This is a genomic window from Streptomyces sp. NPDC001663 (assembly GCF_042893105.1).
Taxonomy (GTDB): domain Bacteria; phylum Actinomycetota; class Actinomycetes; order Streptomycetales; family Streptomycetaceae; genus Streptomyces.
In genome coordinates this window covers 327,428-340,281 of record NZ_JBIAUR010000002.1, presented here as the reverse complement: position 1 = coordinate 340,281, position 12,854 = coordinate 327,428, and the positions used below count along the sequence as shown (strand labels likewise).

The following is a 12,854-nucleotide window of genomic DNA, read 5'->3' as shown; positions in this document are numbered from 1 at the left end:
CGTACACCAATGACAACGAGCGACACGACCGCTACCGGCGCCACTTCGGCCACCCTCGACGGCCTGATCGACCACACCACCGTCCAGGGCATCCCCACCCTCTACGCCCCACGCCCCGGCGAGATCACCGCCGGTCTGTTCTTCCGCGTGGGCCGCGCCGACGAGACCCTGGCCACCGCCGGCCTCACCCACCTCGTCGAGCACCTCGCCCTGCACCACCTGGGCCTGTCCGACCTGCACTACAACGGCGCGACGGCGAACGCGTACACCCTCTTCCACGTCACCGGCAGCGAGGACGAGGTCGTCACGTACCTCAACAGCGTGTGCGCCGCCCTGCGCGACCTGCCGCTGGACCGGCTCGAGACGGAGAAGGGGATCCTCCGCACCGAGGCCGCGGGCCGCTCGAACGGCCCCAACTCCCAGCTGCCGCTGTGGCGTTACGGCGCCCAGGGCTACGGTCTGTCCAGCTACGACGAACTCGGCACCCACAGCCTGACCGCCGACCAGGTACGGCACTGGGCCGAGACCCGCTTCACCCGGGACAACGCGGTGCTGTGGCTCACCAGCGACCACGTGCCGGAGGGCCTCGATCTCACCCTGCCCGCCGGCCGCCGCTTCCCCGCGCCCGCCCCGACCAGCGCGCTGCCCGTCACGCCCGCCTACATCCGGGGCGACGACGGCCACCTGGTCTTCACCTCCGTCCTGCGCCGCTCCACCACGGCCGCCGTCTTCGCCGAGGTGCTGGGCCGCGCCCTCTTCAAGGACCTGCGACAGCAGGGCGGCTACTCGTACTCGGCGGAGGCCGACTACACCCCGCGCGACGCCGACTTCGCCACCCTGACCGCGTACGCCGACGCCCTGCCGCAGAAGCAGGACGCGGTGGTCGGCGGCTTCGTCGACACGTTCGCCCGGCTGCGCGCGGGCCGCATCGAGCAGGCCGAACTGGACTCCGCACGCGGCAAGTTGCTCAAGCCGTACGACACCCCCGACCTCGGCGCCGCCATGCTGCCGTCGTACGCGCTCAGCCTGCTGCTCGGCCACCGGCTGCTGACGCCCGAGCAGCACAGGGCCGAGCTGCAGGCGGTCACGGTCGCGGACCTGCGCGCGGTCGCCCGCGAGGCGTGGGACGACGGGCTGCTCCAGGTGCCGACCCTTGGCGCCGACTGGGCGGGCCTGACCCACGCCCCGCAGTACTCGGCCACCGGGGTCTCCGGCACCCTGCACCCCTCGCTGGAGGACGAGCACGTCACGCTGGTCATCGCCGACACGGGCGTGACCCTGTCGCTGCCGGGCGGCCTGGTCACCGTGCGGTACGACGCCTGCGCCGCGATGACCACCCGCCCGGACGGGGCACGCCAGTTGACCGGCCTCGACGGCTTCCGCGTGACGATCGAGCCGACCCTGTTCGGGAACGTCACGCCGGACCGGATAGCGGTGCTGGACGCGGCCGTACCCGCCGCCGCGGTGGTCCCGCTGCCGGCCCGTACGCAGGAGCAGATCCCGCAGCCGCGCGAGCGGAAGAAGCGCAAGCCGCAGGTTCCCAACGGCGAGCGGAGGAAAGCCGCGAGAACGACAGCCGCACCCGGCCACAGCACGGCCGCGTTCCTCTTCGTGACCGCGCTGGCCGTGCTGTGGCCCGTGCTCCTCGTCGTCCTCATGGTCCACGCGGTCCGTGAGTCGTCCACAGCCGGATTCCCGGGGATCGCCGGGGTCGCGCTGGAGTACTGGCTGATCCGCTCCGTCCGCGGGATGTACCGGGCGCGGCAAGAGGGACACGGCTGACCCCGGCCGAACGCCCCCTACTCCACCGTCACCGACTTCGCCAGGTTCCGCGGCTGGTCCACCTCGTTGCCGCGAGCCGTCGCCAACTCGCAGGCGAACACCTGCAACGGCACGGTGGCCACGAGCGGTTGCAACAAGGTCGGCGTGGCCGGGATCCGGATCAGGTGGTCGGCGTACGGCACGACCGCCTCGTCCCCCTCCTCCGCGATCACGATCGTCCGCGCACCCCGGGCCCGGATCTCCTGGATGTTGGACACGATCTTGTCGTGCAGCACGGACCGCCCGCGGGGCGACGGCACGACCACCACCACGGGCATGTCGTCCTCGATCAACGCGATCGGCCCGTGCTTCAACTCGCCCGCCGCAAACCCCTCGGCGTGCATGTAGGCGAGCTCCTTGAGCTTGAGCGCCCCCTCCAGCGCCACCGGATAGCCCACGTGCCGGCCCAGGAACAGCACCGTGTCCTTGCCGGCGAGCGACCGCGCCAGCGCCCGTACCGGCTCCATGGTCTCCAGCACCCGCTCGACCTCACCGGAGATCTGCGACAGGTCCCGGATCACGGCACCGATCTCGTCGCCCCACTTGGTGCCCCGCACCTGCCCCAGATACAGCGCGACCAGATAGCAGGCGACGAGCTGCGTCAGGAACGCCTTCGTCGACGCGACCGCCACCTCCGGCCCGGCATGCGTGTACAGCACCGCGTCCGACTCCCGTGGAATCGTCGAGCCGTTGGTGTTGCAGATCGCCAGCACCTTGGAGCCCTGCTCCCGCGCATGCCGCAGCGCCATCAGGGTGTCCATGGTCTCGCCGGACTGCGAAATGGCGATCACCAAAGAGCGCGCACCCAGAATCGGATCCCGGTACCGGAACTCGCTCGCGAGCTCCACCTCGCACGGAATCCGCGTCCAGTGCTCGATCGCGTACTTGGCGATCAACCCGGCATGGAAAGCCGTGCCGCAGGCCACGATGACGACCTTGTCGACCTCCCGCAGCTCCGAGGTGCTGATCCGGACCTCGTCCAGCGTCAGCGAACCGCCGGCGTCGATGCGCCCCAGCAACGTATCGGCGACCGCCTTGGGCTGCTCGGCGATCTCCTTGAGCATGAAGTAGTCATAACCCCCCTTTTCCGCGGCCGACGCGTCCCAGTCGACGTGGTACGAGCGCACGTCGGCGGGGCGGCCGTCGAAGCCCGTCACCGTCACCCCGTCGCGGCGCAGCTCCACCACCTGGTCCTGGCCCAGCTCGATCGCCGACCGCGTGTGGGCGATGAACGCGGCGACGTCCGAGGCCAGAAAGGACTCACCCTCCCCAACGCCCACCACCAGCGGGGAGTTCCGCCGTGCCCCCACCACCACATCCGGCTCGTCGGCATGCACCGCGACCAGCGTGAACGCCCCCTCCAGCCGCCGGCACACCAGCCGCATGGCTTCCGCGAGATCGGCGCACGAGGAGAACTCCTCGGCGAGCAGATGCGCTACGACCTCGGTGTCGGTCTCGGAGGCCAGATCGTGCCCCCGCTCCGCCAACTCGGCGCGCAGCACGGCGAAGTTCTCGATGATCCCGTTGTGCACGACGGCGACCCGCCCCGCGTTGTCCAGGTGCGGATGCGCGTTCGCGTCCGTCGGCCCTCCGTGCGTGGCCCACCGCGTGTGCCCGATGCCCGTCGTCCCCGTCGGCAGCGGCCGCTCCACCAGCTCCTTCTCCAGGTTCACCAGCTTCCCGGCCTTCTTCGCGCCGGCCAGCCCGCCGTCCGCGAGCACCGCGACGCCCGCCGAGTCGTACCCCCGGTACTCCAGCCGCTTCAGTCCGGCCATCACGACATCAAGCGCCGACTGCGACCCCACGTATCCCACGATTCCGCACATGCGCGGCAGCCTACGTTCCGACGTCCGCCGAAAAGAGCCTCCGCGTGCCCGATTTCGGAAATTCCCACGGCCGTACGGCACCCCGCAGCGAACGTGACACACCCCACCCGCCGTCCCGTTCAAACTCCGTTAACAATGGACTGTGATCTCTCCGGTCTCCTCGATGCCCCGGAGCGCCCACCGGCACAGGCCGGAGGCGACTCCCTACGTCGACCTCACCCGAGCCGAGTGGAGCGCGCTGCGCGAGAAGACGCCGCTGCCGCTCACCGCCGAGGAGGTCGAGAAGCTGCGCGGCCTCGGCGACGTCATCGACCTCGACGAGGTGCGGGACATCTACCTCCCGCTGTCCCGGCTTCTCAACCTCTACGTCGGCGCCACGGACGGCCTCAGAGGCGCCCTCAACACCTTCCTCGGCGAACAGGGCTCCCAGTCCGGCACCCCCTTCGTCATAGGGGTCGCCGGCTCCGTGGCCGTGGGCAAGTCCACGGTGGCCCGCCTCCTCCAGGCCCTGCTCTCGCGCTGGCCGGAACACCCCCGCGTCGAACTCGTCACCACCGACGGCTTCCTGCTCCCCACCAGGGAGCTGCAGGCCCGCGGCCTGATGTCACGGAAGGGTTTCCCCGAGTCGTACGACCGCCGTGCCCTGACCCGCTTCGTCGCCGACATCAAGGCCGGCAAGGACGAGGTCACGGCCCCCGTCTACTCCCACCTGATCTACGACATCGTCCCGGACAAGAAGCTCACGGTCCGCCGCCCCGACATCCTGATCGTCGAGGGCCTGAACGTCCTGCAGCCCGCCCTGCCCGGCAAGGACGGCCGCACCCGCGTCGGCCTCGCCGACTACTTCGACTTCAGCGTGTACGTCGACGCGAGCGGCGAGGACATCGAGCGCTGGTACCTCAACCGCTTCAAGAAGCTGCGCCAGACCGCCTTCCAGAACCCGGACTCGTACTTCAGGAAGTACACCCAGGTCTCCGAGGAGGAGGCCCTCGACTACGCCCGCACCCTCTGGCGCACCATCAACAAGCCCAACCTGGTCGAGAACATCGCCCCCACCCGCGGCCGCGCCACCCTCGTAGTCCGCAAGGGCCCGGACCACAAGGTCCAGCGCCTGAGCCTGCGCAAGCTGTGAAGCCGTAACACCGGCCTGTTAAAAAGAACCCATGCTGCACCTGCGCCTGATCACGCCGTCCGACAAGACCGACGACGTGGTCCGCCTGATCGAGAAGACGGTCGGCACCACACACCTCGTCGTCGTCCCCGGCGCCGCGCGCAACCCCGCCGGGGACGTCGTCATGTGCGACGTGGCCCGCGAGGCCGGCGACGAACTCATCGGCGCGCTACGGGCGTTGGAGCTCGACAGGACCGGCTCGATCGCCGTGGAGAACATCGACCTGTCGCTGTCCAAGCGCGCCGACAAGGCGGAGGAGGAGGCGCCGGGCGAGGGCGCGGACGCGGTCCTCTGGGAGCACCTGACCGACGCCACGCACGAGGAGTCGACGCTCTCCGTCACCTACGTCGCCTTCATCACGCTCGCCACGATGATCGCGGCCTGCGGTGTGGTGCTCGACAACGCGATCCTGATCGTCGGCGCGATGGCGGTGGGCCCGGAGTTCGGCCCCCTGGCCGGCATCTGCACCGCGGCCGTGCAACGCCACCCCAGGCTGGCCCTGCGCTCCCTGACCGCGCTGCTCGTGGGCTTCGCCGTCGCCATGCTGGTGACGGTCGGCTTCACCTACTTCATGGACGGGGTGAACCTGTTCACCAAGGTCCAGTTGGAGGCCGAACGTCCCAACACCAACTTCATCTACCGCCCCGACGCGTTCTCGTTCGTCGTGGCGGTCCTGGCCGGCATCGCCGGCACCCTCTCGCTGACGTCGGCGAAGTCGGGCCTGCTGGTGGGCGTCGCGATCTCGGTCACCACGGTCCCGGCAGCCGCGAACGCCGCGGTGGCCTTCGCCTACGACGAGTACAAACAGGCCTGGGGCTCCACGGAGCAACTCCTGCTGAACCTGCTCGGCATCGTCCTCGCCGGCACCCTCACACTCCTGGCCCAGAAATGGCTCTGGGCCAGGCAGCGTGAACGCACGGCCAAGGCAGGCGGCGGCTAGTGACGCGTTTCGCAGTCCGCGGCGACGCTGTCGCCGGGGTCGGCGAACACCACGTCGGCCGAGCCACCGTCACAGGACACCGTGTCGACGGCGGGCGAGTCGCCGCTCACGCCGATCGTGTCGTTGCCGCTGCCGGTCGCCACGGTGTCGGAGCCCGTGCCAGCGTCGACGAGGGTGCGCAGCGACACGCTCGTCCCGTCGAAGCTGTCGCTCAGGTCACCCAGCCCGATCGAGAGCTGGGAGGTGCCGGCGACGCTGCCGCAGTCGACGCTGGTGGCGGACAGCCGAGCGCAACCCGGCCCCACCGCGATACCCGTGGTGTCCGTGAGGATCACACGGCCGGTGGAGGTACTGGCAGTGACCTGGTTGGCTGCGCCTGAACGGGCGCTGAGCAGCACCATGCCGAAGAGACGGAACGCGGTGGAGCCGGGAGTCTGGGCCGCGGCCGGGGTGGCAAGCGCGGGGACCGCGAGACTCGCGACCAGGGCCGGAACGGCCGCTCGCTTCAGGGTTCTGCTGATTGTCTTCATGGTGCCTTTCTCACTTCCGTCGGGGGAACGCCACGCGCAGGCGGTCTCGACGTCAGTGAAACAATCAGTAACCCGTTCGGCACATTGTGTTACAACCTTCGGGTGATGCGGGTCGGCCCTAGCCCAACGCCGACTTCACGACATCCGCCAACCGCCCGGCAACAGACCGCGCCTGGTCGATGTCGGCGGCCTCGACCATCACCCGCACCAGCGGCTCGGTACCCGAGGACCGCAGCAACACCCGCCCGGTGGACCCGAGTTCCCGCTCGGCATCGGCGACCGCGGCCGCCAGCTCGGCGGAGGTCGTCACCCGCGACTTGTCCACGTCCGGCACATTGATGAGCACCTGCGGCAGCCGCTCCATCACCGACGCGAGGTCCTTGAGCGAACGACCGGTCTCCGTGACCCGAGCGGCAAGCATCAGCCCGGTCAGTGTGCCGTCACCGGTGGTCGCGTGGTCGAGGATGATCACGTGCCCGGACTGCTCGCCCCCGAGCGCGTACCCGTGCTCCTTCATCTCCTCCAGGACGTAACGGTCACCGACCGCCGTCTGGACGAGGCTGAGCCCCTCGCGCTCCAGCGCCAGCTTGAAGCCCAGGTTGGACATGACCGTGGCGACGACGGTGTCCGACCGCAGAACGCCACGCTCCCGCATCGCCAGCGCGATGACGGCCAGGATCTGGTCCCCGTCCACCTCCGCACCGGTGTGGTCGACGGCCAGGCACCGGTCCGCGTCACCGTCGTGCGCGATACCGAGCGCGGCGCCGTGCTCGACGACCGCGGCCTTCAGCTTCTCCATGTGCGTGGAGCCACAACCGTCGTTGATGTTCAGCCCGTCCGGCTCGGCCCCGATCGTGACGACCTCGGCCCCGGCCCGCGAGAACGCCTCCGGCGACACCCGTGCGGCTGCCCCGTGCGCCTCGTCGAGGACGATCTTCAGCCCGTCGAGCCGGTTCGGGAGTACGGCGATGAGGTGGGCGACGTACTGGTCGAACCCTTCGTCGTACGACCGCACGCGCCCGACACCCGCACCCGTCGGCCGCTCCCAGGGCTCCCCGTGCCGATGAGCGTCGTACACGGCCTCGATCTTGTCCTCGAGCTCGTCGGCGAGCTTGTGGCCGCCGCGGGCGAAGAACTTGACGCCGTTGTCGGGCATCGCGTTGTGGCTGGCGGAGAGCATGACGCCGAGGTCGGCGCCGAGCGCGCCGGTGAGATACGCCACCGCCGGAGTGGGCAGCACGCCGACGCGAAGGACGTCGACGCCCGCGCTGGCGAGGCCCGCGACCACGGCGGCTTCCAGGAACTCCCCGGAGGCGCGCGGGTCCCGTCCGACGACCGCCGTCGGCCGGTGGCCCTCGAAGGTGCCCGCCTCGGCCAGTACGTGCGCCGCGGCCACGGAGAGGCCGAGCGCCATCTCCGCCGTCAGGTCCGCGTTGGCGACGCCGCGCACGCCGTCCGTGCCGAAGAGTCGTCCCACTGTGGTGTCCTCCGTATTGCCGAAGAGAGTGCGGCTCACTCCCGAGTACATCCCCTGAGACTGTCCGGGGACGGTAGGGGTTGTGTAAACGAAGCGCCCCGGCAGCACAATAGGTGCCGCCGGGGCGATCGTTGCAAAGACAGCGGGCGCGCTTAGCGCTTGCTGTACTGCGGGGCCTTGCGGGCCTTCTTCAGACCGGCCTTCTTGCGCTCGACCGCACGGTCGTCGCGGCGGAGGAAGCCGGCCTTCTTGAGCGGGCCGCGGTTGTTGTCGACGTCGGCCTCGTTCAGCGCGCGGGCGACACCGAGACGGAGCGCACCGGCCTGACCGGAGACACCGCCACCCGCGATGCGGGCGATGACGTCGTAACGGCCTTCGAGCTCGAGCACCTTGAAGGGCTCGTTGACTTCTTGCTGGTGCACCTTGTTCGGGAAGTAGTCCTCGAGGGTGCGACCGTTGATCTTCCACTTGCCGGTGCCCGGGACGATCCGGACGCGGGCGATGGCGTTCTTGCGGCGGCCCAGGCCGGCGGCCGGCTGGGGCTCGCCGAAGCGGGACGCGAGGGACTCCGAGGTGTACTCGCCCTCGACGGGGACCTCGGACTCGGTGGTGTAGCTGTCGATGTCGACGATCTCTTCGCCCTCGACGGGCGTCTCGACGGTGGTCTCGGCCACGATTCTCCTCAGATTCTCTTCAGTCTTAGGGGGTGGCCGGACTTACTGCGCGACCTGGGTGATCTCGAACGGCACCGGCTGCTGGGCAGCGTGCGGGTGCTGGTCGCCCGAGTAGACCTTCAGCTTGGAGAGCATCTGACGGCCCAGGGTGTTCTTGGGGAGCATGCCCTTGACGGCCTTCTCGACGGCCTTCTCGGGGTTCTTGTCGAGCAGCTCGTCGTAACGGACGGAGCGCAGACCACCCGGGTAGCCGGAGTGGCGGTACGCCATCTTCTGCGTCCGCTTGTTGCCGGAGAGGTGCACCTTGTCGGCGTTGATGATGATGACGAAGTCACCGGTGTCGACGTGGGGGGCGTAGATCGGCTTGTGCTTGCCCCGCAGGAGGGACGCGGCGGTGGTGGCGAGACGGCCCAGGACGACGTCCTGAGCGTCAATGACGTGCCACTGGCGAGTGACATCGCCGGGCTTAGGGCTGTATGTACGCACTTCTCAGCCTTCTTCTTCAGGGATGGGTGCTGACACAAGGCATCCTTGAAGCGATCGTGCAGCTGGGGACGACAGTGCCGGGAACGCTGCCCGTATGCCGCCCACTGGTAACTGCTCCAGGGAACCTACGTAAGGGCCTCTCGCCTGAGAGCGACCAAGCCAATACGCATAACAAACCGCAAGAGTACTAGCGCTGGCCCGGACGGGTCAAAACGGGGCTCCGGCGACCTCTTCACGGCCGGGACGACGCCTTTGTGCGGCGGTGCCGGAAAGGTCCCCGAGGCCGGTGTCCACAGGCCCAACAGCACCTCCCGTCTCCCGTCTAAGATGCGCCCCATGAGCTTTGGGCAGCAGGGGGGACCCCAGTCCCAGTGGGATCCCTGGAAACCGCATTCCCAGCAGCCGTGGGACAGCGGCGGCGACGGCCGGACCCCGGACTGGGCCGCGCTCGCCGAGGCGTCCGAGACGCGCAACAAGAGGCGCCGGCTGCTGTTCATCGGTGGCGGCGCAGTGGCCACGATCGCGATAGGCACCGCCGTCGCGATGGCCGTGGTGTCGGCGAACGGCGACAGCGAGGCCTCGGGCAACCCGTCCAACCTGCCGGCGAGTGCCTCCATCCCGAGCAGCAGCGCGTCGGCCCCGTCCTTCGCCCCGACCAGCGCCCCACCGCCGCTGGACCCGAAGGACTTCATCGCCAGCAAGGCCAAGGACACCGCCCCGCTCAGCGCGGCCACCCTCTTCCCGGGCACGCAGCTGACCATGGGCTCGACCGTGTACAAGAAGGGCCCCACGGCCGACACCAAGGACTGCGCCTCGGTCACCCAGGGCACCCTCCCGAAGGTCCTCGAGGGCAACGGCTGCACCCGCTTCCTGCGCGTCACCTACCTCAAGGACGGCATCGGGGTGACCGTCGGCGTGGCCGTCTTCGACACCGAGGCGCAGGCCACCAAGGCCAAGAGCCAGACCGACAAGAAGGGCCTCATCAAGTCGCTCTTCGGCAAGGGCGTGAAGCCCTTCTGCAACGCCGCGATCTGCCGCTCGACCACCAACTCCTACGGCCGCTACGCCTACTTCACGATCGCCGGTCATTTCAGCGGCAAGGACGTCACGCCGAAGGACACAGCGGTCTTCAAGGTCGGCGACGACCTGGCCGAGTTCACCTTCCGCCAGATCCGCCGCCGCGGCGAGGCCCAGGCATCGGCCGCGGCGAACGGCTAGCAGTCCCTCAGCAGCAGCCGGCACCCGGCAGCGACCGCTTGTTGCGCGCCTCCTTGTTGCGGGCGGCGAGCAGGTCGTCGGCCGGGTAGCCGACCTCTTCCAGGGTCAGCCCGTGCGGTCGTACGACATGCACGGCCGAGTCCCGTACGCCGGCGGCGAGCACCTTGCCCGGCCAGTCCGGCCCGCGGTGTCCGTCGCCGACGAACAGCAGCGCCCCGATCAGCGAGCGCACCATGTTGTGGCAGAAGGCGTCGGCCCGGACGGTGGCCGTGATGATCCCGTCGTCCCCGCGGACGAGGCTCAGCCCCTGGAGCGTACGAATGGTGGTCGCACCCTCACGCTTCTTGCAGTAGGCCGCGAAGTCGTGCTCCCCCAGCAGCTGCCCGGCCGCCTCGTTCATGGCATCGACGTCGAGCGGCCAGTCGTGCCACAGGACGTGATTGCGCAGCAGCGGATCGACCCCACCGGGGTTGTCCGTCACCCGGTACGCGTACCGCCGCCAGATCGCCGAGAAACGGGCGTTGAAGCCGCTGGGCGCCTCCCTGAGGGCCCAGACCCGCACATCCTTCGGCAGCCGCCCCGCAAGCCGCTTCAGCAGCTTGTCGTGGTGCGCACCCCAGACCTCCCGAGGCAGATCGACATGCACGACCTGCCCCCGCGCATGCACCCCGGCATCGGTCCGCCCGGCCACGGTCAGCTCGTACGTCGTCCCACCCGACCGCGTGACCGTACGCAGAGCGTCCTCGACCTCGCCCTGAACGGTCCGCCGCCCCCCGGCCTGCTTGGCCCACCCGGAGAACTCGGTCCCGTCGTAGGAGAGATCCATCCGCACCCGCACGAACCCGGGCTGTACTTCGTCACTCACCCCTAGATCCTCTCAACAACGCAGAAATGCGGAACGGGCCCGCCCAGAAGGGCGGACCCGTTCACTGCAAGGCAGAGCCTCAGGCGTCCTTGGACTCCTCGGCGGCCTCTTCCGGCTTGGCGTCCTCGACGACCTCTTCGGACTTGGCCTCGACAGCCTCGTCCTTCTTGAGGGCGTCTTCCTTGACCGCACGCTTGGTGGCAGCCTCCGCCTCGCCGGTCGCCTGCTGCGCGACCGTCAGCGCCTCGACCAGCTCGATGACAGCCATGGGCGCGTTGTCGCCACGGCGGTTACCGATCTTGGTGATGCGGGTGTAGCCACCCGGACGGTTCTCGTAGCGCGGGCCGATCTCGGTGAAGAGCGTGTGGACGATGCTCTTGTCCGTGATGACCTGCAGCACCTGGCGGCGGTTGTGAAGGTCGCCCTTCTTCGCCTTGGTGACCAGACGCTCGGCGTACGGGCGCAGGCGGCGGGCCTTCGCCTCGGTGGTGGTGATACGACCGTGCTCGAACAGCGCCTTCGCGAGGTTCGCGAGGAGCAGCTTCTCGTGCGCGGCACTGCCGCCCAGACGGGCACCCTTGGTGGGCTTCGGCATTTTCTTTCTCCTGTGTGTCTGCCCCGGCCGTGTCAGGTACCGGGGTCAGGAACCCGATGAGCGGATGCTCACCGGCAACGACCGATCAGTACTGCTCGGTCTCCACGAAACCCGCGTCCGCGTCGTCGTCGGCGCCGAAGGCGTCGGCAGCGGCCGTGGGGTCGAATCCGGGCGGGCTGTCCTTCAGGGCCAGGCCCATGCCGGCCAGCTTCGCCTTGACCTCGTCGATGGACTTCGCACCGAAGTTGCGGATGTCCAGGAGGTCCGCCTCGGAGCGCGCAACGAGCTCACCCACGGAGTGGATGCCCTCACGCTTGAGGCAGTTGTACGACCGAACGGTGAGCTCCAGCTCCTCGATCGGCAGCGCCAGATCAGCGGCGAGGGCGGCGTCCGTGGGGGACGGGCCCATGTCGATGCCCTCGGCGTCGATGTTGAGCTCGCGGGCCAGACCGAACAGCTCGACCAGGGTCTTGCCGGCCGACGCCATGGCGTCACGCGGACGCATGGCCTGCTTGGTCTCGACGTCGACGATCAGCTTGTCGAAGTCGGTGCGCTGCTCGACACGGGTCGCCTCGACCTTGTACGTGACCTTCAGCACCGGCGAGTAGATGGAGTCGACCGGGATACGGCCGATCTCCTGGCCCACCTGCTTGTTCTGCACGGCGGAGACGTAACCGCGGCCGCGCTCGACCGTCAGCTCCATCTCCAGCTTGCCCTTGCCGTTGAGCGTGGCGAGGACCAGGTCGGGGTTGTGCACCTCGACACCGGCCGGGGGCGCGATGTCGGCGGCGGTGACCAGACCCGGGCCCTGCTTGCGCAGGTACATCACGACCGGCTCGTCGTGCTCCGAGGAGACGACCAGCTGCTTGATGTTGAGGATCAGGTCGGTGACGTCCTCCTTGACGCCCGGCACGGTGGTGAACTCGTGCAGCACGCCGTCGATACGGATGGACGTGACCGCCGCACCCGGGATCGAGGAGAGGAGGGTCCGGCGAAGGGAGTTGCCGAGGGTGTAGCCGAAGCCCGGCTCCAGCGGCTCGATCACGAACCGGGAGCGGAACTCGTCGACGACCTCTTCGGTCAACGAGGGACGCTGAGCGATCAGCATGTGTGGATCAGATCCTTCTTTCGTGGACGCCCGCTATTTGACGCCCGACGGAACCGCCCCCGGCAAAAGGGACGGGTACTGCAAGGGTACGGGCGATACGGCCCTTTTACGGAGCCGTACCGCCCGAATCCTCAGGACAACCG

General features: G+C 69.1%; 12 protein-coding genes. 4 read left to right on the top strand and 8 right to left on the bottom strand.

The window, feature by feature from the left end:
* Positions 1-9 precede the first annotated feature (9 nt).
* Positions 10-1,782 carry a M16 family metallopeptidase gene (locus ACFY1L_RS07910; RefSeq protein ID WP_388819800.1) on the top strand — a complete coding sequence of 591 codons (1,773 nt, stop codon included), beginning with the start codon at positions 10-12 and terminating at the stop codon, positions 1,780-1,782.
* 17 nt (positions 1,783-1,799) lie between these two features.
* Here ACFY1L_RS07910 and glmS read toward each other — a convergent pair whose 3' ends face one another.
* Positions 1,800-3,647 (bottom strand): glutamine--fructose-6-phosphate transaminase (isomerizing), encoded by a 1,848-nt coding sequence (glmS, locus tag ACFY1L_RS07905; RefSeq protein ID WP_388819797.1) that lies wholly within the window; start codon positions 3,645-3,647, stop codon positions 1,800-1,802.
* 163 nt (positions 3,648-3,810) lie between these two features.
* Between glmS and coaA the strand changes: the two genes are divergently transcribed.
* Both coaA and ACFY1L_RS07895 read left to right on the top strand, forming a co-directional pair.
* Positions 3,811-4,779, top strand: a complete 969-nt coding sequence (gene coaA / locus ACFY1L_RS07900) for a type I pantothenate kinase (RefSeq protein WP_388819794.1) — start codon at positions 3,811-3,813, stop codon at positions 4,777-4,779.
* A gap of 31 nt (positions 4,780-4,810) precedes the next feature.
* Entirely contained in the window at positions 4,811-5,758 is a 948-nt protein-coding gene (locus tag ACFY1L_RS07895; RefSeq protein ID WP_388819791.1) for a DUF389 domain-containing protein, read from the top strand.
* Here ACFY1L_RS07895 and ACFY1L_RS07890 read toward each other — a convergent pair.
* The 4 genes from ACFY1L_RS07890 to rplM form a co-directional block, all read right to left on the bottom strand.
* Positions 5,755-6,288 (bottom strand): hypothetical protein, encoded by a 534-nt coding sequence (locus ACFY1L_RS07890; protein ID WP_388819788.1) that lies wholly within the window; start codon positions 6,286-6,288, stop codon positions 5,755-5,757. The genes ACFY1L_RS07895 and ACFY1L_RS07890 overlap by 4 nt on opposite strands.
* Before the next feature lie 118 nt (positions 6,289-6,406).
* Entirely contained in the window at positions 6,407-7,765 is a 1,359-nt protein-coding gene (gene glmM, locus ACFY1L_RS07885) for a phosphoglucosamine mutase (RefSeq protein ID WP_388819785.1), read from the bottom strand.
* 152 nt (positions 7,766-7,917) lie between these two features.
* Positions 7,918-8,439 (bottom strand): 30S ribosomal protein S9, encoded by a 522-nt coding sequence (gene rpsI, locus ACFY1L_RS07880; RefSeq protein ID WP_361277864.1) that lies wholly within the window; start codon positions 8,437-8,439, stop codon positions 7,918-7,920.
* A 42-nt stretch (positions 8,440-8,481) separates the two neighbouring features.
* Positions 8,482-8,925 carry a 50S ribosomal protein L13 gene (gene rplM / locus ACFY1L_RS07875; protein WP_275775501.1) on the bottom strand — a complete coding sequence of 148 codons (444 nt, stop codon included), beginning with the start codon at positions 8,923-8,925 and terminating at the stop codon, positions 8,482-8,484.
* Between the two features lie 336 nt (positions 8,926-9,261).
* Here rplM and ACFY1L_RS07870 point away from each other — a divergent pair, with 336 nt between their 5' ends.
* Complete coding sequence (locus ACFY1L_RS07870; protein ID WP_388819781.1) at positions 9,262-10,143, top strand: hypothetical protein; 882 nt, start codon at positions 9,262-9,264, stop codon at positions 10,141-10,143.
* A 7-nt stretch (positions 10,144-10,150) separates the two neighbouring features.
* Here ACFY1L_RS07870 and truA read toward each other — a convergent pair whose 3' ends face one another.
* The 3 genes from truA to ACFY1L_RS07855 form a co-directional block, all read right to left on the bottom strand.
* A complete protein-coding gene (gene truA / locus ACFY1L_RS07865) occupies positions 10,151-11,008 on the bottom strand; it encodes a tRNA pseudouridine(38-40) synthase TruA (RefSeq protein WP_388819778.1) in 858 nt (285 codons plus the stop codon).
* Between the two features lie 79 nt (positions 11,009-11,087).
* The gene (gene rplQ / locus ACFY1L_RS07860) at positions 11,088-11,603 is read right to left on the bottom strand and encodes a 50S ribosomal protein L17 (protein ID WP_388819775.1); all 516 of its coding nucleotides are present in this window, start codon (positions 11,601-11,603) and stop codon (positions 11,088-11,090) included.
* A gap of 85 nt (positions 11,604-11,688) precedes the next feature.
* Entirely contained in the window at positions 11,689-12,711 is a 1,023-nt protein-coding gene (locus ACFY1L_RS07855; RefSeq protein ID WP_003966937.1) for a DNA-directed RNA polymerase subunit alpha, read from the bottom strand.
* Between the last annotated feature and the right edge of the window lie 143 nt (positions 12,712-12,854).